The organism is Streptomyces diacarni, assembly GCF_003323715.1.
Classification (GTDB): Bacteria; Actinomycetota; Actinomycetes; order Streptomycetales; family Streptomycetaceae; genus Streptomyces; species Streptomyces diacarni.
This window is the reverse complement of sequence record NZ_QOIN01000035.1, coordinates 1-23,811: the sequence shown is the minus strand read 5'-3', so window position 1 is coordinate 23,811 and position 23,811 is coordinate 1. Positions and strand designations below refer to the sequence as shown.

General features: G+C 71.0%; 16 protein-coding genes and 2 pseudogenes. 10 read left to right on the top strand and 8 right to left on the bottom strand.

The features are described from left to right. Nucleotides 1-2: 2 nt before the first annotated feature. Nucleotides 3-143, bottom strand: coding sequence for a hypothetical protein (locus DTL70_RS33450; RefSeq protein WP_181860833.1), 141 nt, complete (start codon nucleotides 141-143; stop codon nucleotides 3-5). A 399-nt stretch (nucleotides 144-542) separates the two neighbouring features. On the opposite strand from DTL70_RS33450, the gene DTL70_RS07795 reads away from it, so the two are divergent. Beyond that, nucleotides 543-761: a heavy-metal-associated domain-containing protein gene (locus tag DTL70_RS07795; protein ID WP_114021275.1), complete on the top strand. Its 219-nt coding sequence runs from the start codon at nucleotides 543-545 to the stop codon at nucleotides 759-761. Between the two features lie 480 nt (nucleotides 762-1,241). On the opposite strand, the gene DTL70_RS07790 is transcribed toward DTL70_RS07795, so the two are convergent. Together DTL70_RS07790 and recD2 are read right to left on the bottom strand one after the other, a co-directional pair. Beyond that, entirely contained in the window at nucleotides 1,242-2,558 is a 1,317-nt protein-coding gene (locus DTL70_RS07790) for a citrate synthase (protein ID WP_114021132.1), read from the bottom strand. Nucleotides 2,559-2,679: 121 nt separating this feature from the next. Continuing rightward, nucleotides 2,680-4,959 (bottom strand): SF1B family DNA helicase RecD2, encoded by a 2,280-nt coding sequence (gene recD2 / locus DTL70_RS07785; protein ID WP_245979111.1) that lies wholly within the window; start codon nucleotides 4,957-4,959, stop codon nucleotides 2,680-2,682. 294 nt (nucleotides 4,960-5,253) lie between these two features. Here recD2 and DTL70_RS07780 point away from each other — a divergent pair, with 294 nt between their 5' ends. From DTL70_RS07780 to DTL70_RS07750, 6 genes and pseudogenes are all read left to right on the top strand, one after another. Next, complete coding sequence (locus DTL70_RS07780) at nucleotides 5,254-6,315, top strand: LacI family DNA-binding transcriptional regulator (protein ID WP_114021131.1); 1,062 nt, start codon at nucleotides 5,254-5,256, stop codon at nucleotides 6,313-6,315. Further along, nucleotides 6,312-7,880 (top strand): sugar ABC transporter ATP-binding protein, encoded by a 1,569-nt coding sequence (locus DTL70_RS07775; protein WP_181860832.1) that lies wholly within the window; start codon nucleotides 6,312-6,314, stop codon nucleotides 7,878-7,880. Before DTL70_RS07780 ends, DTL70_RS07775 begins: the two co-directional genes overlap by 4 nt. Continuing rightward, a pseudogene (locus DTL70_RS34140) lies at nucleotides 7,870-9,865 on the top strand (ABC transporter permease/substrate-binding protein). The gene DTL70_RS07775 and the pseudogene DTL70_RS34140 overlap by 11 nt, the downstream one beginning before the upstream one ends. A gap of 127 nt (nucleotides 9,866-9,992) precedes the next feature. Next, nucleotides 9,993-11,051: a ribokinase gene (locus DTL70_RS07760; protein ID WP_114021128.1), complete on the top strand. Its 1,059-nt coding sequence runs from the start codon at nucleotides 9,993-9,995 to the stop codon at nucleotides 11,049-11,051. After that, the gene (rbsD, locus tag DTL70_RS07755; RefSeq protein WP_114021127.1) at nucleotides 11,048-11,437 is read left to right on the top strand and encodes a D-ribose pyranase; all 390 of its coding nucleotides are present in this window, start codon (nucleotides 11,048-11,050) and stop codon (nucleotides 11,435-11,437) included. Before DTL70_RS07760 ends, rbsD begins: the two co-directional genes overlap by 4 nt. A gap of 58 nt (nucleotides 11,438-11,495) precedes the next feature. Continuing rightward, nucleotides 11,496-12,323 carry a sugar phosphate isomerase/epimerase family protein gene (locus tag DTL70_RS07750; RefSeq protein ID WP_114021126.1) on the top strand — a complete coding sequence of 276 codons (828 nt, stop codon included), beginning with the start codon at nucleotides 11,496-11,498 and terminating at the stop codon, nucleotides 12,321-12,323. 37 nt (nucleotides 12,324-12,360) lie between these two features. Here the strand turns inward: DTL70_RS07750 and DTL70_RS07745 are convergent, their stop codons facing one another. Continuing rightward, nucleotides 12,361-13,788, bottom strand: coding sequence for a S28 family serine protease (locus tag DTL70_RS07745; RefSeq protein ID WP_114021125.1), 1,428 nt, complete (start codon nucleotides 13,786-13,788; stop codon nucleotides 12,361-12,363). Nucleotides 13,789-13,948: 160 nt separating this feature from the next. Here DTL70_RS07745 and DTL70_RS07740 point away from each other — a divergent pair, with 160 nt between their 5' ends. Then, the gene (locus tag DTL70_RS07740; protein WP_114021124.1) at nucleotides 13,949-14,467 is read left to right on the top strand and encodes an NUDIX hydrolase; all 519 of its coding nucleotides are present in this window, start codon (nucleotides 13,949-13,951) and stop codon (nucleotides 14,465-14,467) included. A 16-nt stretch (nucleotides 14,468-14,483) separates the two neighbouring features. Then, a complete protein-coding gene (locus DTL70_RS07735; protein WP_114021123.1) occupies nucleotides 14,484-14,705 on the top strand; it encodes a hypothetical protein in 222 nt (73 codons plus the stop codon). Nucleotides 14,706-14,828: 123 nt separating this feature from the next. On the opposite strand, the gene DTL70_RS07730 is transcribed toward DTL70_RS07735, so the two are convergent. Together DTL70_RS07730 and speB are read right to left on the bottom strand one after the other, a co-directional pair. Next, nucleotides 14,829-18,656 (bottom strand): ABC transporter ATP-binding protein, encoded by a 3,828-nt coding sequence (locus tag DTL70_RS07730; RefSeq protein ID WP_245979109.1) that lies wholly within the window; start codon nucleotides 18,654-18,656, stop codon nucleotides 14,829-14,831. Nucleotides 18,657-19,241: 585 nt separating this feature from the next. Continuing rightward, nucleotides 19,242-20,258 carry an agmatinase gene (gene speB, locus DTL70_RS07725; RefSeq protein ID WP_114021122.1) on the bottom strand — a complete coding sequence of 339 codons (1,017 nt, stop codon included), beginning with the start codon at nucleotides 20,256-20,258 and terminating at the stop codon, nucleotides 19,242-19,244. Nucleotides 20,259-20,370: 112 nt separating this feature from the next. On the opposite strand from speB, the gene DTL70_RS07720 reads away from it, so the two are divergent. Further along, entirely contained in the window at nucleotides 20,371-21,195 is an 825-nt protein-coding gene (locus tag DTL70_RS07720) for a phosphatase (RefSeq protein WP_245979107.1), read from the top strand. A 143-nt stretch (nucleotides 21,196-21,338) separates the two neighbouring features. On the opposite strand, the pseudogene tesB reads toward DTL70_RS07720, so the two are convergent. Together tesB and DTL70_RS07710 are read right to left on the bottom strand one after the other, a co-directional pair. Continuing rightward, nucleotides 21,339-22,217 (bottom strand): annotated as a pseudogene (gene tesB, locus DTL70_RS07715) (acyl-CoA thioesterase II); the annotation flags it as partial. A gap of 115 nt (nucleotides 22,218-22,332) precedes the next feature. Next, nucleotides 22,333-23,490 (bottom strand): acyl-CoA dehydrogenase family protein, encoded by a 1,158-nt coding sequence (locus tag DTL70_RS07710; RefSeq protein ID WP_114021121.1) that lies wholly within the window; start codon nucleotides 23,488-23,490, stop codon nucleotides 22,333-22,335. Between the last annotated feature and the right edge of the window lie 321 nt (nucleotides 23,491-23,811).

Here is a 23,811-nt window from a genome sequence, read left to right as displayed (position 1 = left end):
GGTCAGCAGCACCAGCGGGAGGGACACAGCCTGCCCTCGGCGGCGAGCGAGCCCGCCGTGGCGATCAGCGCGGCGTTGGGAACGAGGGGCGGCAGCGTGGTGAGCGCGAGCAGCACCACCATCCCCCACAGTGCGCCTTCCACACCCCTCACCCGCTCTCCGCCCGTGCGCCCGTCCGCTCCGGGCGTCTTTCACCTGTCAGAGCCAGCTGACAGGTGGGCGTGCGGCGGCACAACGCCCTGACGGCCATGCCCGGGGAATCCCAGGGGTCGCCTGGAGGCCCCCTCAAGGTGCCCCCTTAGGGGGCGCGACCGCTGCGGTCGGTGCGCGCCAGTAGCACGGCCGGTGTGCGCCAGTAGCACGGCCGGTGCGCGCCAGTAGCACGCTTGGTACATACCCTCTAGGGGTATAGAGTCGACCTCGCGCCCGCCACCCGGCCCTCTTGCGGGGCCACCCGTGCGGGCCCCATGCAGCGCTGCGCACTGCGCACTCCGTACGGACAGGCCGTACGGAAACGCCGTACCGAGAACGAGGAGTCGGCCATGAGCACCGTCACGACCACATACAAGGTTTCCGGAATGACCTGCGGCCACTGCGAGGGCGCGGTCTCGGAGGAGATCTCCCGGATCGAGGGCGTCTCGGCGGTGCAGGCCCAGGCGGCCTCCGGGCAGGTCGCCGTCACCTCGACCGGCGAACTGGACGACGCCGCCGTGCGCGACGCCGTCGACGAGGCCGGCTACGAACTGATCGGCCGCGCCTGAGAGCACGCCACCGGACAGCGAAAAGCGCCCCATCGGCCGAGTCCCCCCACGGGCCCGTCGACGGGGCGCTTTCTCTTCCCGGTCATGGATTCCCCCCACGGGATCCTGGCCGGGCGCTCTTCGGGTGACCGTGCGGGCCGGGAGGCCGCTCAAAGCTTCCCGCACACGTTCACCGTTTCTTCACCTCACATCCGTCCCCCAAGACGGACACGAAGTGCGGCGGCGACTCCGCCGGGAGGCCGACGCCACCCGGTTAGACCCCCGAACCCCGCCGATGGTTACCCCCCAATTTCTGTGACCTACGTCTCTTTCACGACTCTCACAAGCGGAGGGCGAAAATCCGGACACGGAAGGCCTACGCCGCACAACCGGAAGGCCCCGGTCCGAGAGGACCGGGGCCTTCCGAGAGGGCCGAAAGAGGGCCGAAAGAGGACGCGGGGGCCGAGGAGGGGAGACGGCCCCGCCGGGCGACGGCTCGCCTCAGCGCGCCTCGACCGGGACGTACTCGCGCTCGACCACACCGGTGTAGATCTGCCGCGGACGGCCGATCCGGGAGTTCGGCTCCTTGATCATCTCGTGCCACTGGGCGATCCAGCCCGGCAGCCGGCCGAGCGCGAACAGCACGGTGAACATGCTGGTCGGGAAGCCCATGGCGCGGTAGATGAGGCCGGTGTAGAAGTCCACGTTCGGGTAGAGCTTGCGCTCGACGAAGTAGTCGTCGGAGAGCGCGTGCTCCTCCAGCCGCAGGGCGATGTCCAGCAGCTCGTCGCTCTTGCCGAGCGCCGAGAGCACGTCGTGGGCCGCCGCCTTGATGATCTTCGCCCGGGGGTCGAAGTTCTTGTAGACGCGGTGGCCGAAGCCCATGAGCTTGACGCCGTCTTCCTTGTTCTTCACCTTGCGGATGAAGGTGTCGACGTCGCCGCCCGCCGCCTGGATGGACTGGAGCATCTCCAGCACGCTCTGGTTGGCGCCGCCGTGCAGCGGCCCCCACAGCGCGTTGATGCCGGCGGAGATCGAGGCGAACATGTTCGCCTGCGAGGAGCCGACCAGGCGCACCGTGGAGGTCGAGCAGTTCTGCTCGTGGTCGGCGTGCAGGATCAGCAGCTTGTCGAGGGCGTTGACGACGACCGGGTCGAGGTCGTACTCCTGCGCGGGCACCGAGAAGGTCATGCGCAGGAAGTTCTCGACGTAGCCGAGGTCGTTGCTCGGGTAGACGACCGGGTGGCCGATGGCCTTCTTGTAGGCGTAGGCGGCGATCGTCGGCAGCTTGGCCAGCAGCCTTATGGTCGAGAGGTGCCGCTGCTCCTCGTCGAAGGGGTTGTGGCTGTCCTGGTAGAACGTCGACAGGGCGCTGACGACGGAGGAGAGCATCGCCATCGGGTGGGCGTCGCTCGGGAAGCCGTCGTAGAACCGCTTGACGTCCTCGTGCAGCAGCGTGTGCTGCGTGATCTCGTTCTTGAACCCGCTCAGCTCGTCGACGGTGGGCAGCTCGCCGTTGATCAGCAGGTACCCGGTCTCCAGGAAGGTGCCGCGCTCGGCGAGCTGCTCGATCGGGTAGCCGCGGTAGCGCAGGATGCCCTGCTCACCGTCGAGGTAGGTGATGGCCGACTTGTAGGCGGCGGTGTTGCCGTAGCCGGAGTCCAGGGTCACCAGACCGGTCTGGGCACGCAGCTTGCCGATGTCGACGCCACGGTCGCCCACCGTGCTCTCGACGACCGGGTAGCTGTACTCGCCGTCTCCGTAGCGGAGTACTACGGATTTCTCGCTGTCGCGGTTCTCGCTCACGTCATCCCTCACCGACGTAGTGCCTCTTCTTCGAGGTGCCCTGGCTTCTTCCACTCTCCCTTATCCAGCGCTGTGCGGTGCACTGGGGGTCAGCCAGAGGGCTCCATGGTGGCACGGAGTGCCGCCCATCTGGCTATCCTGCACCCTTCTGGCCGTCATGGTCACCCCCCGGAACCCTCCCCGCCTCTCGGGGCGGCCTGCGTCCGGCCAACCGGTGATCGAGCGCCGTGCACCGCCGGCCGGCCGAGACGGTGCGCACCGCTTGACCGAGTGCCCTGCGTGAGCCGACCAGAACCACCAGCCTTCTGGCCCGCGTCACCGCCGTGTACAGCAGATTCCGCTGGAGCATCATCCAGGCGCCGGTGGTGACCGGGATCACCACGGCCGGATACTCGCTGCCCTGCGAACGGTGGATGGTGACCGCGTAGGCGTGGGAGAGCTCGTCCAGCTCGTCGAAGTCGTAGCCGATCTCCTCGTCCTCGTCGGTGCGTACCCTCAGCCGCTGCTCGTCGGTGTCGAGCGCGGTCACGACGCCGACCGTGCCGTTGAAGACGCCGTTGGCCCCCTTCTCGTAGTTGTTCCTGATCTGGGTGACCTTGTCACCCACCCGGAAGAGGCGGCCGCCGAACCGCTTCTCCGGCAGCCCGGGACGGGCCGGGGTGATCGCCTGCTGGAGCAGCCCGTTGAGGGCGCCCGCACCGGCGGGGCCGCGGTGCATGGGGGCCAGCACCTGCACGTCGCGCGGGTCGAGCCCGAACTTCGCCGGAACGCGGCGCGCCGCCACGTCCACCGTCAGCGCACCGGCCGCCTCGGTGTCCTCCTCCACGAAGAGGAAGAAGTCGCTCATGCCCTGGGTCAGCGGCGGGGCGCCCGCGTTGATGCGGTGCGCGTTGGTCACCACGCCGGACTGCTGGGCCTGGCGGAAGATCCGCTTGAGCCGCACGGCCGGCACCGGCCCCCCGTCGGCCAGCAGGTCGCGCAGCACCTCGCCGGCGCCGACCGAGGGGAGCTGGTCCACGTCGCCGACCAGCAGCAGGTGCGCGCCCGGCGGCACCGCCTTGATCAGCTTGTTGGCCAGCAGCAGGTCGAGCATCGAGGCCTCGTCCACCACCACCAGATCCGCCTGGAGCGGGCGCTCCCTGTCGTAGGCCGCGTCGCCGCCCGGCTTCAGCTCCAGCAGCCGGTGCACGGTGGAGGCCTCGGCGCCGGTCAGCTCGGCCAGCCGCTTGGCCGCCCGGCCCGTGGGAGCGGCCAGCACCACGCGGGCCTTCTTCGCGCGGGCCAGCTCCACCACCGAGCGCACCGTGAAGGACTTGCCGCATCCAGGACCGCCGGTCAGCACCGCCACCTTGCTGGTCAGCGCGAGCCTGACCGCCTCCTTCTGCTCCGGCGCGAGCACGGCGCCCGTACGGGAGGCGAGCCAGCCCAGCGCCGCCTCCCAGTCCACGTCCTGGAAGGCGGGCAGCAGGTCCTCGGGGGTGTGCAGCAGCCGGTGGAGCTGGGCGGCCAGTGCCCGCTCCGCGCGGTGGAAGGGGACCAGGTAGACGGCGGTCAGATCGCGCTCGGGGTCCTCGGGGTCTGGCACCGCCTCGCGGACGACGCCGCCCTCCTCCTCGTCGGCGGCCAGCTCCCCCAGGCAGTCGATGACCAGGCCGGTGTCGACCTGGAGGAGCTTGACCGCCTCGGAGATGAGCCGCTCCTCGGGGAGGAAGCAGTGCCCCTGGTCGGAAGACTGCGACAGCGCGTGCCGCAGGCCGGCCTTGACGCGCTCCGGGCTGTCGTGCGGGATGCCGACGGACTGGGCGATGCGGTCCGCGGTCAGGAAGCCGATGCCCCACACGTCGGCCGCGAGCCGGTAGGGGTTGCCGCGCACCACGGAGATCGACGCGTCCCCGTACCTCTTGTAGATGCGCACGGCGATGGAGGTGGAGACGCCGACGCCCTGGAGGAAGACCATCACCTCCTTGATGGCCTTCTGCTCCTCCCAGGCGGCGGCGATCAGCTCGGTGCGCTTGGGGCCGAGCCCGGGGACCTCGATCAGCTTCTTCGGGTCCTCCTCGATGACCTGGAGGGTGCGCACGCCGAAGTGGCTGACGATCCGGTCGGCGATGCGCGGCCCGACGCCCTTGACGAGCCCCGAGCCCAGGTAGCGGCGGATGCCCTGGACGGTGGCGGGCAGCACCGTGACGTAGTTGTCCACATGGAACTGGCGCCCGTACTGCGGGTGGGAGCCCCAGCGGCCCTCCATGCGCAGCGACTCGCCCGCCTGTGCGCCCAGCAGCGCGCCGACGACCGTCAGCAGGTCACCGGCGCCGCGGCCCGTGTCGACGCGGGCGACCGTGTACCCGTTGTCCTCGTTGGCGTAGGTGATGCGCTCCAGTACCCCTTCGAGCACGGCTGGCTGGTACGTCATGTCACGACCGTAGCGGCGGAAACCGACAGACCGGCAGCCCTGTGGACAACTCCTCGTAACCTCCGGGAACTGTCCGCGTAAGGGCCGTAGTTGCGGCTGCACGCGCATCATCACGATCTCGCATCGGCACCGCTCTCAACTTGCGTCACCATGCGCACATCACATTCCATGACCGATGTAATCGTTTCCATGCGCGGCGCGGCGCCCCTCCGAGTGCCCTGCGCACGGCGGCATTTCAGCCTCCCCCCTTCCTGTATCTGATCGCTCACTCCCAGCTTGGAACACGGCACCGCAATGGCAGGCATCAAGGACGTGGCGGCACGTGCGGGCGTCTCCGTCGCCACGGTCTCCCGCGTCCTCAACGACCACTCGGGGGTCCGCGAGGAGACCAGGACCCGGGTGCTGGCCGCCGTCTCCGAGCTGAGCTACCGGCCCAACACACTGGCCCGTTCCCTGCGCACGGACCAGACCCGCACCCTCGGCCTGGTCATCAGCGACGTGCTGAATCCTTTCTTCACCGAGCTGGCCCGCGCCGTCGAGGACGAGGCGCGCGCCCGCGGCTACAGCGTCATCATCGGCAACGCGGACGAGCAGCTCACGCTCCAGGACCACCACGTGCGCACGCTGCTGGACCGCAGGATCGACGGCCTGCTCGTCTCCCCCGCCGACGGCGACTCCCTCGCGCTGCGCGAGGCGGCGCTCGCCGGTATCCCCATGGTCTTCGTCGACCGGTGGATCGCGGGCCTGGACGTACCGCTGGTGCGCGCCGACGGGCGCAGCGCCGTGCGCGAACTCGTCGCCCACCTGTACGCCCTCGGCCACCGGAAGCTGGCCATCATCACCGGACCCGTCGCCAGCACCACCAGCAACGAGCGGCTGGCCGCCTTCCGCGGCGCGCTGGCCGAGCACGGCCTGCCGCTGCCCGACCACTACATCGGGCAGGGCGACTTCCAGACGGCGAGCGGCCGCCGGGTGACCGAGAGCTTCTTCACGCTCCCCGAACCGCCCGACGCCGTTTTCGCGACGGACAACCTGATGGCACTCGGCGTCATGGAACAGGTGCGCACCCTCGGTCTGCGGGTGCCCGACGACGTGTCGCTGGCCGCCTTCGACGACATCCCGTGGTTCCTGCACACCGACCCCCCGATCACCGCCATAGCCCAGCCGACCCAACAGCTGGGCCACCGCGCGGTCGCCGCACTGACCGACCTGGTGGAGCGGCGCTCCCCCCTGGGGGCACCTCCCGGCCCGAGGCCGGGGGAGAAGTCCGGGGGAGGGAGCGCCGGCTCCGTCACGCTCTCCGCCCACCTCATAGCGCGCCGCTCCTGCGGCGAAGACGAAAGGACGCGCCGTTGACCACCCCTGACCCGCCCCCGGCACGGGAGTTGCTGCGCACGGAGGGCATCCGCAAGACGTTCCCCGGCGTGGTGGCTCTCGACGGTGTCGACTTCGACCTGCGCGCGGGCGAAGTACACGTCCTGCTGGGCGAGAACGGCGCCGGCAAGTCCACCCTCATCAAGGTGCTCTCCGGCGCCTACCGCGCGGACGCGGGGCGGGTGCTGCGCGAGGGCAGGGCGGTGCGCATCGCCGGCGCGGAGGCCGCGGAGAAGCTGGGCATCGCCACCATCCACCAGGAGTTCAACCTGGTGCCGCAGCTGTCCATCGCGGAGAACATCTTCCTGGGCCGCCAGCCGCGCCGCCTGGGCATGGTGGACCGCAAGAAGATGGAGGCCGACGCCAAGGTCCTGCTGGAGCGGGTCGGCGTCACCGCGCCCCCGCGCACCCCGGTCGGCAAGCTGGGCATCGCCGGGCGCCAGATGGTGGAGATCGCCAAGGCGCTCAGCCTGCGCACCCGCGTACTGATCATGGACGAGCCCACCGCCGTGCTCACCTCCGAGGAGGTGGACCGGCTCTTCGCCATCGTGCGCAGGCTGCGCTCCGAGGGCGTGGGCATCGTCTTCATCACCCACCACCTGGAGGAGATCCCGGCCCTCGGCGACCGGGTCACCGTGCTGCGCGACGGCCGCAGCGTCGGGCAGGTGCCGGCGACCACGCCGCAGGACGAGCTGGTGCGGCTGATGGTGGGCCGCAGCATCGAGCAGCAGTACCCGCGCGAGACGGTGAAGGCCGAGGACGCCGCGGCGTCGGCGGCGCCCCTGCTGCGGGTGTCGGGGCTGCGCAGGCAGGGCGTCTTCGAGGACATCAGCTTCGAGGTGCGGGCGGGCGAGGTCGTCGGCATCGCGGGGCTGGTGGGCGCGGGCCGCACCGAGGTCGTCCGCGCGGTCTTCGGCGCCGACGGCTACGACGCGGGACGCGTCGAGGTGGCCGGCAAGCGGCTGCCCGGCGGTGACGTGTGCGCCTCGCACACCGTGGGGCTCGGGCTCGTCCCCGAGGACCGCAAGGGCCAGGGCCTGCTGCCCGACGCCTCGGTCTCGGACAACCTCTCCCTGGTCTCGATGCGCGAGGCGAGCAAGGGCGGCCTGGTGGACCGCGGCGGGCTGCGCAAGGACGCCGCCCGCATCGCCGACCGGCTGGGGGTGCGGATGGCCGGGCTCGACCAGCACGTGCGCACCCTCTCGGGCGGCAACCAGCAGAAGGTCGTGATCGGCAAGTGGCTGCTCGCCAAGAGCCGCGTGCTGATCCTCGACGAACCCACCCGCGGCATCGACGTGGGCGCCAAGGTCGAGATCTACCAGCTCATCAACGAGCTGACGGCCTCGGGGCACGCGGTGCTGATGATCTCCAGCGACCTCCCCGAGGTGCTGGGCATGAGCGACCGGGTCCTGGTGATGTCCCAGGGCCGGATCGCCGGTGAACTGACCGCGCGGGAAGCGACCCAGGACGCCGTCATGGCGCTGGCCGTCGGCACCTCCGCGCCAGGTAGTACGAGCGAGATGGAGGACTCTCCCCGTGGCCACTGACACGCAGCAGCCGGGTCACCGCCTGGACAAGCGCCCCGGCGGCGGCGGGCCGCCGCAGGCGATACGCCGCTTCCTGCTGGACAACGGGGCGCTCAGCGCCCTCGTCGTCCTGGTCGCGGTCCTGGCACTGGTGAACGGCAACTTCCTCACCACGACGAACCTGCTCAACGTCGGCGAGCAGGCCGCGGTGACCGCCATCCTCGCCTTCGGCGTGACCTTCGCCATCGTCGCCGGGGGCATCGACCTGTCGGTCGGCTCGGTGGCCGCGTTCTCGGGCATCATGCTCGGCTGGTTCACCACGACCCAGGGCATGCCGGCGTTCCTCGGCGTCATCCTGGCCATCCTCACCGGCACGGCCTGCGGCCTGCTCAACGGCGTACTGATCTCCTACGGCAAACTGCCGCCGTTCATCGCGACCCTGGCGATGCTCTCGGCCGCGCGCGGCCTGCTGCTGGTCGTCTCGCAGGGCAACCCGATCCTGATGCCCGACTCGCTCTCCTGGATGGGCGAGAACATCGGCGGCTGGCTGCCGACACAGGTCATCGTGATGCTCGTGATGGGCCTGATCGCCGCCCTGATCCTCAACCGCACCTACAACGGGCGCGCGATGTACGCGATCGGCGGCAACGAGGAGGCCGCGCACCTGTCCGGTATCCGGGTCCGCCGGCAGAAGCTGGTGATCTACACCCTGGTGGGCGCCTTCGCCGCCGTGGCCGGAATCGTCCTGACTTCGCGGCTCGCCTCGGCCCAGCCGACGGGCGCCGAAGGTTTCGAATTGGACGCGATCGCGGCCGTGGTGATCGGAGGTGCGAGCCTCGCCGGAGGTGTCGGCAAGGCTTCCGGAACGCTCATCGGCGCCCTTATCCTCGCAGTTCTGCGCAATGGTCTGAACCTGTTGGACGTTTCCGCTTTCTGGCAGCAGGTCGTCATCGGGGTCGTCATCGCGCTCGCCGTGCTACTCGATACACTGCGTCGTCGCACATGATCTTTGTGCGACGGGGGGGTTCGCGTAGTTCGTCCATCTGCCGACTGCAAGGAATGCAGCAATGAGCAAGAGAAAGAACACGTCTGTCGTCGTCGTCGCCGCGGCAGTCGCACTGACCGCCTCGGCCTGTGGTTCCGGGGACGACACCAAGGGCGGCAAGGAAAAGCCCAAGATCGGCTTCGCCATATCCGCGCTCAACCAGCCCTTCATGGTCCAGATGAAGGAAGGCGCCGAGAAGGAAGCCAAGGCACAGGGCGCGGACCTGACCGTCCAGGACGCCGCCAACAAGGCGTCCCAGCAGGCCAACCAGATGCAGACCTTCACCTCGCAGCAGGTGGACTCGATCATCATCAACCCGGTCGACTCCGACGCGGCCGCCCCCTCCGTCAAGGGCGCCAACAACGCGGACATCCCCGTCATCGCCGCGGACCGCAGCGTCAACAAGGCCGAGATCAAGACCACCGTCGCCTCCGACAACGTCGCGGGCGGCAAGGCGGCGGCCAAGGAGATCAACGAGCTGCTCGACGGCAAGGGCGAGATCCTCGTCCTCCAGGGCCAGACGGGCACCTCCGCCTCCCGTGAGCGCGGCAAGGGCTTCAAGGACGGCCTCAAGAAGTACCCGGGCATCAAGGTCGTCACCAAGCAGCCCGCCGACTTCGACCGGGCCAAGGGCCTGGACGTGACCTCCAACGCCATGCAGTCCCACCCGGAGATCGACGCGGTCTTCGCGGAGAACGACGAGATGGCGCTGGGCGCGGTCAAGGCCCTGGGCTCCAAGGCGGGCAAGAGCGTCAAGGTCGTCGGCTTCGACGGCACCCCGGACGCGATGAAGGCCGTCAAGGCCGGCACCATCAACGCGACCGTGGCGCAGCAGCCGGCCGAGCTGGGCAAGATGGCCGTCCGCAACGCGATGCGCACCATCGACGACGGCAAGGTCCAAGAGCAGATCAAGGTTCCGGTGAAGGTCGTCACCAAGAAGAACGTCGACCGGTTCTCCTGACCTTCGGGCGGGCCAGTGGCAGCGGCCCGGCACAGGAGAGGCGCGACGACGCGCGGCGGAGCAAGTGCCGCGCGGGATGTGCCCGCCGCGGGTGAACGCCCCGGCGGGATGTGAAGGAGCACACCGGATGCACGAGTACGACCTGCTGGTCGTAGGGTCCGCCAACGCCGACCTGGTCATCGGTCTGGACCGAAGGCCAGGGCCCGGCGAGACGGTGCTCGGGTCGGATCTGAGGGTCCACCCGGGCGGCAAGGGCGCGAACCAGGCGGCTGCCGCCGCCCGGCTCGGTGCCCGCACCACGCTGCTGGCGCGCGTCGGCGACGACGCCTACGGTCGGATGCTGGCCGAGGCGCAGCGTCACGCGGGTGCGGCGTTGGCGGGACTCCTCGTGGGCCCGACGGACACGCCGGGCACGGTGGGCAAGGACGGCATCAGGGTTCCCGGCGCGACGGGCGCCCCCGAGGCCGTCGAGGGCAAGGACGCACCCACCGGCGTCGCCCTCATCACCGTCGACGCGGCGGGGGACAACAGCATCGTCGTCTCCCCCGGCGCCAACGCCCGCCTCACGCCCGACGACGTGGCGGCGGCGCGTGCACTCTTCCAGGCCGCGGCCGTGGTCTCTGTGCAGTTGGAGATCCCCCTGGAGACGGTCGCCGCGGCGGCCCGGGCCGCGGACGAGCACGGGGCGCGCCTCGTCCTCAACCCCTCCCCACCCGCACGGCTGCCCGAGGACGTGCTGGCGCTGTGCGACCCGCTGGTCGTCAACGAGCACGAGGCACGCCTGCTGCTGGAGGCCCGGTCCCTCGGCGACGACCCCGAGGAGTGGGCCACCGCGCTGTTGGGCCTCGGCCCGCGCAGCGTCGTGGTCACGCTCGGCGACCAGGGCGCCCTGGTCGCGGGCCCCGGCGTGGGCGCCGAGGTGACGGACGGGGTCGGCATGGTGCGGGTGCCCAGCCCGCGCGTGCGGGCCGTGGACACCACGGGCGCCGGAGACGCCTTCACCGGCGCGCTCGGCTGGCGGCTGGGCCGCGGCACGGACCTGGAGGAGGCCGTGCGGTACGCGGTGCGTGTCGGCTCCTTCGCGGTCACCCGGGCCGGGGCGCAGGAGTCCTACCCGACCGCCGCCGACGTCGAGCAGGACACCGGGGACGCGTCCGCCCAGGGCGCCGGGGAGAGCGCCCGGTGAAGAAGTCCGGCATACTCAACCGCCACCTGAGCGGGGCACTGGCCGCACTGGGCCACACGGATCTCGTCGTGGTGTGCGACGTGGGGCTGCCGATCCCCGAGGGGCCCACGGTCGTCGACCTGTCCTTCCGGGCGGGCGTGCCGTCCTTCGCCGAGGTGCTCACCGGGCTCCTGGAGGAGCTGGAGACCGAGGGCGCGACCGCAGCGAGCGAGGTGCGCGAGGCCAACCCCGAGTGCGGCGCCCTGCTGGCCTCCCGCCTCCCCGGGCTGCGGCTGGTGCCGCACGAGGAGTTGAAAGCCCTCACCCACCGGGCCCGCCTGGTGGTCCGCACGGGTGAGGCACGGCCGTACGCGAACGTGGTGCTGCGCTGCGGAGTGCCGTTCTGAGGCGTTCCGACGCGTGCGCGGCGTGACTTTCTCCCGCGCGTCTGGTCGGGTGGGCCGCATGCGACTCGCCTTCTCCACCCTCGGTGTGCCCGGCGCCCCCCTCGACGACGTCCTGCGGGCGGCGACCCGTTCGGGCTTCCACGGGGTGGAGCTGCGGGCCCACCCGGAGGAGCCCGTGCACCCGGGACTGGGCCGGCGCGAGAGGGCCGAGGTGGCCGAACGGTTCGCGGACGCGGGCGTCGAGCTGCTGTGCGTCGCGGGATACCCGAAGATGGCCGCGAGCGGGGACGACGCGCCCGTACTGGCCGAGGTGCGCGCCCTGCTGCACCTGGCGCACGACCTGGGCGCGCCCTACGCCCGTGTCTTCCCGGGCGGCGACACCGACCAGGACGAGGCCGACGTGATCGCCGTGCGCCGGCTCACCCAGGCCGCCGGAACCGCCGAAGAGCTGGGCGTACGCGTCCTGCTGGAGACCCACGACTCGCACCGCACCGGCGCCGACGCGGCCCGCGTCCTGGACGCGGTCGACCGGCCTGGCGTGGGCGCCCTGTGGGACGTGCTGCACACCTGGCGCGGCGGCGAGGAGCCGCAGCGCTCCTGCGAACTGCTCGCCCCGCACCTCGGCTACGTGCAGGTCAAGGACGTCCCCTCGCGCCAGGACACCACGCCGCTGCCGCCCGGCGAGGGCGTGCTGCCGCTCGCCGAGGTGGTCGAGGTGGTCACCAGGTCGGCGGACGCGCGCACGCCCGCCCACGGGCAGTGGACGGGCGTCGAGTGGCTGTGCTGGGAGTACGAGAAGCGCTGGTACCCCGAGGTGCGCGAGATGGGCGCGCTGCTGCCCGGCGTACGCGCCCACCTGCTGGAGCTGCTCGCCGACGCGGCCTGAGAGCGGCCGCGCCGGCGAGGCAGAGCCAGGACGGGGGTCACGGACGGAGCGTCCGCGCCTCCTCCTTCCGCGGCGTGTCCAGCTTCTTGTCGTACGCCGTCAGGCGCTTCGGCTTCTTGCCCTTGTCGACGTCGAGGCCGGCGAACTCCAGCACCATGCGGGTGGCCGTCGCCCGGTCGTCCTCATCGAGCGTGGCGATCTTCGCGCCGTGGTTCTGGCCCGGCGCCCAGAAGACGGCCGTGTCCTCGGTGTGCTTGCCGGGGCGGAACGGCTCGGCGCCCCACGGGTCGTTCTCGCCGTAGACGTAGAGCATCTGCGAGGAGCTGTGGCGCACCCAGCGGTCGATGTCGCGCATCGCCTTGTCGTGCTTGTTGAAGCGCATCGGGATGTCACGCGGCACGTAGACGCGCGGCGTGTTCAGGCCCGGGTACTTGCGCACGTCGTCGAGGAGCGGCTCCTCGTAGTCGGGCGAGCCCATCTGGGTGCCCGCCTGGTAGTAGTACGGGGTGTAGGGCAGCATGCCCTGGTCGGTGCCGGCGTCCCAGCCGCCGATCTCGTCGGCCCACTTGTAGAGCGTGTCCGTGGAGGCGTCCGGGGAGGGCACCTGGTCGCAGTCGTCGACCAGGTGGTACTGCCAGTAGCCCCACACCAGGTCCTGCGCGATCAGCTCGAACGCCTTGTCGGCGTTGCCGGCCATCGTGAAGGTGTAGTCGTTCTCCTTCGCCCACTTCTTCAGGCGGGGGACCATCTCGCCGCGGCGCTCGAAGATCTCGTGCTGCACGCTGTTGAGCCGGTCGCGGCACTCCTTGGTGCCGACGTTCTTGAAGAACCTGTCGTACGCCGAGTCCTCGTCGTTGCGCACGTCGTTCGGGGCGACGTAGGGGACGGTGCCGTCCATGTCGCGGGGGTAGAAGCGGCGGTAGTACGTCGCCGTCATGCCGCCCTTGCTGCCGCCGGTCGCGATCCAGTTCTTGCTGTAGATCCTCTTCAGCGCCTTGTAGATGCGGTGCTGGTCGCTGGCCGCCTGCCAGATGGTCAGCTTCGACCAGTCGGCGGGCTTGGGCCGGGACGGGGTGAAGAAGCGGTACTCCATGGAGACCTGGTTGCCGTCCGTCAGCTGCGTCGGCTCACTGCGGCTGGGCGTGGTGCTGAGGTTGTAGCCGCCCGTGTAGAAGACGGTGGGCCGGCTGGTGTCCTTGTGGAGGATCGAGATGCGCTGCTTGAAGCTGCCCTTGCCCGGGTGCCGATGGTCGATCGGCTGCTCGTAGTTGAGCACGAAATAGCGGTACCCGTCGACGGGCTTCTCCTCGATGAGGCTCATCCCGGGCACCGCGAGGATGCGGTCCTTGATGTCGGTGCTCTTGCCGGCCTGGGCCGCTGTGGCGGCACCCGCCGACGCGCTGCCGACCCCGACAGTGCCTATGAGCACCACCAAAGACAGCAACCATCTGAGCGTTTTACGCATTCACCCTCCCCATACAACGCCAAAAGTCGACGTGAACCTATCGGCGTGCGTACGGCTCCCGCCAGACCCCGGAGGCCGCCATGTGTACGCATGTGGGGCGGCGCACACCGCTGAGCGGTACCGGACACCGCTGCCACCGCGCCGGTTTACGCTGCGGACCATGAGTGATTCCGCCACCCCGCCCGCTCCGCTGGCCACGGGACCCCGCGGGATGCGCCTGCTGGCATTCCTGCGCGAGCCGGAGGACGCCCGCTTCCCCGACGCCCCCGTCGGCTACGCCCTGGTGGCCGTCCGGCACGCGGGCAGACTGCTGATGGTGCACGTCCGCAGCCGCGGGTGCTGGGAGCTGCCCGGCGGGGGCATCGAGGAGGGCGAGAGGCCCCGCGAGGCCGCAGCGCGCGAACTGCGGGAGGAGAGCGGCCAGCTGGTGGACGCCGCGGCGCTGCGCTTCGTCGGCTTCTCCCGGACCGCGCTCGGGCCCGAGCAGCGGGTGCTGTACGGCGCCCTGTTCAGCGGCGAGCTGAGCGAGGTGCTCCCCTTCGCCCCGAACGAGGAGATCTCCGCCATCCACTGGCGCACCGGCACAGAGCCCCTCCCCTACGGCCAGGTGCAGACGGTGGACGAGTACATGGTCGAGCTCTGCGGGGACGCCTCGCAGCCTGGAACAGCGCCCGGCTGAGCCCTACGCTCGGCTCATGCCGGCACCCCGTGGATTCGCCTACGAACAACGCGGGGCGGACGTGGTGATCACCCACCACGGCCGTCCCGTCACCACCCTGCGCGGCGCCCGCGCCGAGCACTTCCTCGCGGAGGTGCGCGCGGGCGACGAGCAGGTGGTCATGGCCCGCTGGACGGGCAACTACAGGCGCGGCAACGAGCGCGCCGCGCGGGCGCATCCGCGTAACCGCCGCACCTGAGAGCGGCGGTTACGCGCGTACCTCAGCAGCGTGCTCCGGCACGGGGGTTCCACTGACCGCGGTATGCGGTCCGCGGGCGGGCGGGGGTTCGCCGCGCCGTTCCCCGCGCCCCTTCGGGGCGCCCTAGACCATGGCGTGTTCCTCGTCGCCGCCCGTGGTCGTGGCGGGCTCTCCCGCGAAGGTGCGCCACAGTTGCGCGTACCGGCCCCGCGCGGCCAGCAGTTCCTGGTGCGTGCCGTCCTCCACGACGCGGCCGTGGTCGAGGACGACGACCCGGTCGGCCCGCGCCGCCGTGGTCAGCCGGTGGGCGACCACCAGGGTGGTGCGGGACCCCGCCAGCCGGTCGGTCGCCTGGTTGACCAGCGACTCGGTCGCCAGGTCCAGCGCCGCGGTGGCCTCGTCCAGCAGCAGGATGCTCGGGCCCACCAGCTCGGCCCGCGCCAGGGCGAGCAGCTGCCGCTGGCCCGCTGACAGGTTCCGGCCGCGCTCGTCCACCTCGTGCAGGTAGCCCCCGGACAGCGAGGCGATCATCTCGTGCGCCCCGACGGCCCGCGCCGCGGCCTCGACCTCGGCGTCGGTGGCCTCCATCCGCCCGTAGGCGATGGCGTCGCGCACGGTGCCGGGGAAGAGGTAGGGCTCCTGCGGTACGACCCCGATCCGGTGCCGGTAGGCGGTCAGCTCCACCTCGCGCAGGTCGTGGCCGTCGACCAGGACGGCGCCCTCGCTCGGGTCGTAGAACCTGGCGACGAGCTTGACCAGGGTCGACTTGCCCGCCCCGGTCTCCCCCACGAACGCGACGGTCTGGCCCGCGGGGATGGTCAGCCGGACGTCGGCGAGCGCCTGCTCCTGTTTCTGCTCCCCCGCCGGATCGGCCGTGGCGTACCGGAAGTGGACGTCGCGGAACTCGATCTCGCCGCGCAGCGCTCCCGGCTCGCGGGCGGCGGCGGGCACCGGTGTGGTGCTCTCCTCACGCAGCAGCTCCTGGATGCGGCGGAGCGAGACGGCCGCCTGCTGGTATCCGTCGAAGACCTGCGAGAGCTGCTGGACGGGCGCGAAGAACAGCTCGATGTAGAGCAGGTACGCCACCAGCGCGCCCGCCGTCAGGGTGCCGCCTGCCACCCTCGTCGCGCCGACGACGAGCACGGAGGCGGTCGCCAGGGAGGCCAGCAGCTGCACGAAGGGGAAGTAGACGGAGATCAGCCACTGGCCGCGCACCCGGGCCTGCCGGTAGCCGTCGCTGCGCCGCTCGAACTGGTCGGCGCCGCGCTCCTCACCGCGGAAGGCCTGCACCATCCGCAGCCCGGCCACGGACTCCTGGAGGTCGGCGTTGACCACGCTGACGCGTTCGCGCGCCAGCTCGTACGCCTTGACGCTCTGGCGCCGGAAGAAGACCGTGCCGACGACCAGCAGCGGCAGCGTCGCGAAGACCACGAGGGCGAGCTGGAGGTCGAGCAGCAGCAGCGCGACCATGATGCCCAGGAAGGTGAACAGCGAGACGACGGCGGTGACGAGCCCCGTCTGCAAGAACGTCGAGAGGGCGTCCACGTCGGTCGTCATGCGCGTCATCACGGCGCCGGCCAGGTGGCGTTCGTAGTAGTCCAGGCCGAGCCTCTGCAACTGAGCGAAAATCTTCACCCGCAGGGCGTACAGCACGCGCTCCCCGGTGCGCCCGGTCAGCAGCAGCGAGCCGACCTGCGCCCCCCACTGCGCGACGACCACCGCGAGCGCCAGCCCCGAGGCGAACCAGACGGCGCCCAGCGCGCCCTGCTCCACACCGTCGTCGATGCCGTGCCGGATCAGCACGGGCAGCACCAGCCCGAACCCGGCGTCCAGCGCCGCAAAGACCAGCGCCACCAGCAGGGCGACGCCGAAGCCGCGCAGCAGCCTGCGCAGCCCGTAGCTCTTCTCCGCGCGCTCGGCCCGCTCCTCGTCGATGTCCGGGGTGTCGTCGGCGGGCGGCAACGCGGCCACCCTCGCGAGCAGTTCGGGGCTGCCGGGCAGACCCGCCAGCTCGGAGGCGAAGGTCCCGGGCCGTCCCGCCTGCGCCGCGGTGACACCCGAGCCGCCCGTGGCGGCGTCGGGCGCGTCGGCGTCGTCCTCGCGCACCCACAGCTGGGGGGTGATCCCCTGGTCCGTGCGGTCGGCCCGCTCCTTTGGGGACGCGGCCAGGCCTGCCGGGTCGCGGCGTACGTCGCCCAGCTCGTCCGGGTCGGTCAGCAGCCTGCGGTAGAGGGCGCAGCGGCGCGTCAGCTCCTCGTGGGTGCCGATGTCGGCCAGCCGTCCGTCGTCGAGGACGGCGATCCGGTCGGCCAGCGCGAGGGTGGACTGGCGGTGCGCGATCAGCAGCGTGGTGCGGCCCGCCATCACGCCGCGCAGCGCCTCGTGGATCTCGTGCTCGACGCGCGCGTCGACGGCCGAGGTCGCGTCGTCCAGCAGGAGCAGCCGCGGGTCGGTGATCAGTGCGCGGGCCAGGGCGATGCGCTGGCGCTGGCCGCCGGAGAGGGTCAGGCCCTGCTCGCCGACGGCGGTCTCGTAGCCGTCGGGCAGCTCGTTGATGAAGCGGTCGGCCTGCGCCGCGCGGGCGGCGGCGCGGATCTGCTCGTCGGTGGCGTCCGGTGCGCCGTAGGCGATGTTCTCGCGCAGGGAGGAGGAGAACAGGAAGGGGTTCTCGGGCACGAGTCCGATCGCGGAGCGCAGCGAGTCGAGCGTCAGCTCGCGCACGTCCTGGCCGCCGACGCGCACCGCCCCGCCGGTGACGTCGTAGTAGCGCGGCAGCAGCATCGAGACGGTGGACTTGCCGCTGCCGCTCGCCCCCACGAGGGCGACGGTCTCGCCGGGTTCGACGCGCAGGCTGAATCCGTCCAGCACCGGGTCGCCCGCCGTGTACCCGAAGGTGACGTCCGCGAAGTCGATCGAGGCGTCGGTGGTCTCGGGCAGCTCGCGCGCGTACGGGCTCTCGGCCATCTGCGGCTCGGTGTCGATCAGGTCGTACACCCGCTCGACACCGGCACGGGCCTGCTGCCCGACGGTGAGCATCATCGCGAGCATCCGCACCGGGCCCACCAGTTGCGCGAGGTAGGTGGAGAAGGCCACGAACGTGCCCAGGGTGATCTGGCCGCGGGTGGCCATCCAGCCGCCGAGCGCCAGCATGGCGACCTGCCCGAGCGAGGGCACCGCCTGGAGAACGGGGGTGTAGCGGGCGTTCAGACGTACGGTGCGCAGCCGCCCGGCGAACAGCCTGCGGCCGATCGCCCGCAGCTTGCCGGTCTCCTGCGCCTCCTGCCCGAAGCCCTTGACGACGCGGACGCCGGTGACCGCGCCGTCCACCACCGAGGCGACCGCACCGGCCTGCTGCTGCGCGTACCAGGTGGCCGGGAAGAGACGCTTGCGGCTGAGATCGGCCACCCACCACAGCAGCGGGAAGACGGCCACCGACACCAGGGTGAGCAGCGGCGAGAGGACGAGCATCACGCCGAGCGCCACGAGGAACAGCAGCACGTTGCCGATCATCATGGGCAGCATGAACAGCAGGCTCTGTACCAGTTGCAGGTCACTGGTGCCGCGCCCGACGACCTGTCCCGTGGACAGCTCGTCCTGGCTGCGGCCGTCGAGCCGGACGATCGAGCGGTACATCTCGGTGCGCAGGTCGTGCTGCACGTCCAGCGCGAGCCGCCCGCCGTAGTAGCGGCGGGCGTAGGTGAGGACGTAGATGACGGCCGCGGCGACCACCAGCAGCCCGATCCATGTCCACAGGCTGCCCTCGCCGCCGACCACCACGTCGTCGATGACGACCTTGGTCAGCAGCGGGACGAGTGCCATGACGCCCATACCGCCGAGCGAGGCGCCCAGCGCCAGCACCACCGCGCGCTTGTAGCGCCAGCAGTACCGGGCCAGCCGCCGGGCCCATCCCGGTTTCTCCGGGCCCTCGGGGGCGATACCCCCACTGTCCACGGCCACGATGCTCCCCGTCCCTTCGACGCTGCCTCCTCCTGCGGAAGGCCCAACATCACAGGATCAGGTTTTCATTCCGGACGGATCGGTGCTCGGTTCTTCTGCGACGGATCGGTGCTCGGTTCTTCTGGACGGAGCGGTCGGGCGAAGCCGCCCGGGGGCCGTCGGGGGCGAGTGCGTCGAGCGCGCGAGGAGAGTGACCGGCGGCGGCACGGCGAGCCGACGGCTCTTCCTGTGCCGCCCCGGTCACCGGCGGCGCGTCCCTGGAGGCGCTCAGGCCGGCACCCCCCACGAGGCCGGCTCTTCTCAGCGCTCCGCACCGCCTTCCCGCGCGGGATCGCTCCTGCAGTCTGTCGAGAACTTCCACGGAATGCACATCGACCGATCAAATTCAGTAACGTCCCGTATTAAATCAGTGGCGCAGTGTGACTGATCAAAGTGTCCGGCCGACCCCCGTCAAGCCCGCGCCGACCTGCGGCGTTGATCCGCTCATCGGTACGGACCCGAGCAAACGCGTGCGGACGAGCGGGAACGGCCGACCGTGCCCGCTCGGCAACACGGCCGGAACCCGCTGCCGCGCGCCGCTCACCCGCCGGACGCGGCCCCGCGCGCGGCCGCGATCTGCCGTGTCATCAGCGTCGTCAGCTCGTACGCCGTGTGCGAGGCCGCGACGGAGGTGATCTCCGCGTGGTCGTACGCCGGAGCGACCTCCACCAGGTCCGCCGAGATCAGGTGGCAGTCCGACAGCCCGCGCACGATCTCCAGCAGCTCCCTCGACGTCAGCCCGCCCGCTTCCGGTGTCCCCGTGCCGGGCGCGTGCGCCGGGTCGAGCACGTCGATGTCGACCGACACGTACAGCGGACGCGAGCCGATCCGCTGCCGCAGCTGGTCGACGACCTCATCCACTCCGCGGCGCATCACGTCAGCCGAGGTGACGATGCCGAAGCCCATCTTGGCGTCGTCGTCCAGATCCCGCTTCCCGTACAGCGGCCCGCGCGTGCCCACGTGAGAGAGCGCCGAAGTGTCGAGAACGCCCTCTTCGACGGCCCGCCTGAACGGTGTGCCATGCGTGTAGGGAGCGCCGAAATAGGTGTCCCAGGTGTCCAGGTGTGCGTCGAAGTGGAGCAGGGCGACAGGGCCGTGCTTGCGGGCCATCGCGCGCAGCAGGGGCAGCGCGATGGTGTGGTCGCCGCCCAGCGTCATCAGCCGCGAGCCCGCGTCCAGGAGCTCCCCGGCCGCGTGCTCGACCGTCTCCAGGGCCTCGCCGATGTCGAAGGGGTTGACGGCGATGTCGCCCGCGTCCGCCACCTGCGCCAGCGCGAAGGGTGAGGCGTCCTGCGCCGGGTTGTAGGGGCGCAGCAGCCGGGACGCCTCACGGATGGCGTTGCCGCCGAACCTGGCGCCCGGACGGTAGGAGACCCCGGTGTCGAAGGGGATGCCCACCACGGCGACGTCCGCACGATCGTCCGTCTGGTCGATCCGGGGCAGCCTCGCGAAGGTCGCGGGACCGGCGTAACGGGGGACCTTTGAGGAGTCGACGGGACCGCGCGGCGGGCGCGCGCCGTCCGGGACGAGGGGGGAAGAGTTGTCACTGCTGGTCATGCTGGAGAGCGTAGGCCGAACAGGTGGTCGAACCGTTAGACGGTACTGAGCGCCGTACGTCTCCTTTTGGACACTCCGTCCATCGAGCGCCCGTACGAGACACAATGGCCCCATGCCACAGCCTCTCTTGCCCGTGTCGCTCCCCCTGCCGCTCCCGGAAGCGCCCACCCGCCACGAGCTGCTCAGCCATCTGGTGCGCACCCGGATCGCGGGGGATGTCGCCACTCCGCGGGAGAACAACCTCGACCACTACCGCAAGCTCGCCAACGGCGACCGGCACTACTGGCTCGGCCTGGAACTGGGCGAGCGCTGGGCCGACGAACAGGACGTGCTCGCGGTCATGGCGGAGCGCTGCGGCGTCAGCGACGACCCCGACTACCGCACGGGCCAGGACACCATCGACCCCGAGCTGACCGTCGCCGCGCTCGACCGGGCCGCCGCCGAACTGCGCAAGGCCGCCGAGGGGCGCGCCCGGGTCCTGTTCGCCACCGGCCACCCCGGAGCACTGCTCGACATGCACGGGACGCTGGCCACCGCGCTGCGCGCCGCCGGCTGCGACATCGTGCGCTCCCCGCTGCGGGTCTTCGCGGACGAGGGCGTCATCGTGCAGTTCCAGGGCGTCGCCGTCTACGAGCGGGGCGCCTCGCTGTGGCACACCCACTCCCCCGAGCCGATGGCCGGCGTCCTGCACGGCCTGGAGCAGGCCGGGGAGCGGCTGCCCGACCTGGTGGTGGCGGACCACGGCTGGGCGGGCCGTGCGGCCCAGCACGGCCTGACCACCGTCGGCTTCGCCGACTGCAACGACCCCGCGCTCTTCCTCGGTGAGGCGGAGGGCACGCTGGAGGTCACCGTGCCCCTGGACGATCACGTCGTCGACCCGCGCTTCTACGAGCCGATGACGGCCTACGTACTCGCGGCGGCCGGACTGGCCGGCTGAGCGCCCGAACGCCCCGAGGCGTTGCCGCCCTCCGCACGCGGAACGCTGCCCGAAGCGGTGCCGCCCTCCGAGCGCGGAACGCTGCCCGAAGCGGTGCCGCCCTCCGAGCGCGGAACGCTGCCCGAAGCGGTGCCGCCCTCCGAGCGCGGAACGCGCACGACGCCCTCCTGGATGACCGAGACGACCAGCCGGCCGTCCCGGGTGAAGATCCGGCCCTTGGCCAGTCCCCTGCCGCCCTGCGCGGTCGGCGACTCCTGGTCGTAGAGCAGCCACTCGTCCGCACGGAACGGACGGTGGAACCACATGGCGTGATCCAGACTGGCCCCCACCACGTCACCGACCGCCCAGCCGCCCCTGCCGTGCGCCAGCAGCACCGAGTCCAGCAGCGTCATGTCCGAGACATACGTCGCCAGACAGATGTGCAGCATCGGATCGTCCGAGGTGCCGTCCAGCTTGCCGTTGGTGCGGAACCACACCTGCGAGCGCGGCTCTGACGGCTTGCCGACGCTGGCGAACGGCGGCGCCTCCACGTAGCGCAGGTCGACCGCGGCCCGCGCCCGCAACAGCCGCTCGGGCACCTGGGGATCGGCGAACAGGTCGTTGTAGCGCGGCAGCATGTCCTGAGCCGTCGGCAGAGTCTCCGGGTCGGGCGCCGACGGCATCGCCTCCTGATGCTCCATCCCCTCCTCGTACGTCTGGAACGAGGCGGACAGGTGGAAGATCGGCTGCCCGTGCTGGACGCCCACCACCCGGCGGGTGGTGAAGGAACGCCCGTCGCGTATCCGGTCCACCGTGTAGACGATGGGTGCGCCGGGGTCGCCGGAGCGCAGGAAGTACGCATGCAGGGAGTGCGGCAGCCGCCCCTCGGGAACGGTGCGGCACGCGGCGACGAGCGCCTGCGCCGCCACCTGGCCGCCGAAGACCCTGGGGACCACGGAGGCACGGCTGCTGCCGCGGAAGATGTCCTGCTCGACCCGCTCCAGATCGAGCAGGTCGAGCAGGGACGTCAGTTCTTGGCTCATGCGCCCGATTCTGCCGAGGAGCTGTCCTGGGGTGTTACGTCGCAGATCACAGACCCGCGGTGCTCAGGAGTCACGTGCTCAGGAGTCACGTGCTCAGGAGTCACGTGCTCAGAAATCACAGCCCCATGGACTTCGCGACGATGGAGCGCATGACCTCGCTGGTGCCGCCGTAGATCCGGGAGACCCGGGTGTCGGCGTACAGGCTGGCGATGGGGTACTCCAGCATGTAGCCGTACCCGCCGTGCAACTGGAGGCACTTGTCGATCACCCGGGCCGCCAGCTCGGTGGTGAACAGCTTGGCGGAGGCGGCGTCGGCGGGCGTCAGCTCCCCCGCGTCCAGCGCTTCGAGAGCACGGTCGCAGACGGCCTGCATCGCGTCCACGTCGGCCTTGCAGTCGGCGAGCACGAACTTGGTGTTCTGGAAGGAGGCGACCTCCTTGCCGAAGACCGTCCGCTCCTTCACATACTCCTGCGCGAACCGCACAGCCGCCGCCGACTGCGCGTAGGCACCCAGCGCGATCCCCAGCCGCTCCTGCGGAAGGTTCTGCCCCAGGTAGCCGAACGCCTTGCCCTCTTCGCCGAGCAGATCCTCGACCGGGACCTTGACATCGGTGAAGGACAGCTCCGCCGTGTCCGAGGCGCGCAGCCCCAGCTTGTCCAGCTTGCGGCCCACCGCGTAGCCCTCGCTCCCGGCGTCCACCACCAGGATGGAGATGCCGCCCCGCCGGTCCTCGGGCGACGGAGGAGCGGTACGGGCGCACACCAGGACGCGGTCGGCCTGGACCCCGCCGGTGATGAAGGTCTTCGCTCCGTTGAGGACGTAGTGGGTGCCGTCCTGCGACAGCTTGGCCGTCGTCTTCATCCCGGCCAGGTCGGACCCGGTGCCCGGCTCCGTCATGGCGATGGCCGTCATCATCTCGCCGGAGACGAAGGCGGGCAGCCAGCGCTTCTTCTGCTCCTCGTTGCCGTACTTGAGGATGTACGGGAGGCAGAGCGCCGTGTGCACGCTCGAACCGCCGAAGCTGACGCCCGCGCGGGCGCACTCCTCGGTGATGACGGCGTTGTACTTGAAGCTGGTCTCGCCCGCCCCGCCGTACTCCTCGGGCACCTCGATCCCGAAGACGCCCAGCTCGCCGAGTTTCTTGTAGAAGTCCTTGGGGACGTGGCCCTGCTCGGCCCACTGCGCGTGGTGGGGCACGACCTGGTCCGCGATGAAGTCACGGATCGTCCGGCGGAACGCCTCGTGGTCCTCGTTGAACACCGTGCGGCGCACAGCACGCCTCCTCGTCGCCTCGGCCATGGCTAAGCGCTTGCTCAGCTTGTCGGACCCAAGCTACCGATCGGTCACGTCCACTGTCCAGAGCCGCCCCGCGCAACAGGACGCCCCGAAGGGGCGCGGGGAACGGCTCCCCCGTTACCGTTTTCGCGGTCCTGCAATGGGACTCCCGGCCTCCGGGTCCGGCATGGCTTGTCCCCCCTGTCGAACAGATGATCCGGGGGGTGGTGCCACCGGCCCTGGAGGCACCGTGAGACCGCTGATAGAGGCAAGGCCACCGCCCCGCCGGGGCGGGAGGGTCTGCGTAACGTGGATGCC